Source organism: Pseudomonas sp. SIMBA_041 (assembly GCF_046535095.1).
Lineage (GTDB): Bacteria > Pseudomonadota > Gammaproteobacteria > Pseudomonadales > Pseudomonadaceae > Aquipseudomonas > Aquipseudomonas mucoides.
This window is the reverse complement of sequence record NZ_JAWRXJ010000842.1, coordinates 1-241: the sequence shown is the minus strand read 5'-3', so window position 1 is coordinate 241 and position 241 is coordinate 1. Positions and strand designations below refer to the sequence as shown.

1 pseudogene is annotated in these 241 nt (G+C 58.9%); it reads right to left on the bottom strand.

From position 1 onward, the window contains the following. A pseudogene (locus SB725_RS33510) lies at positions 1-241 on the bottom strand (Arm DNA-binding domain-containing protein); the annotation flags it as partial.

Genomic DNA, 241 nt, shown 5'->3' with positions numbered 1-241 from the left:
CCCGGATCTACACCGTTCGCCAACTGTTTCCTGGCAGCGTCCCGACGCTCCCGGGCATCTTTCAAACCGACTTCGGGGTAAACGCCTAGGGAGATACGCTTTTCCTTCCCGCCGAATCGGTACTTCAACGCCACCACTTGCCTCCGGCCGTGGCGATCTCAAGATAGAGACCACCGCCATCGAACAGACGAATCGGTTTTTCGCCCGGCCTTGCGCTCTTGATTTTGACGTCGGTGAGGGC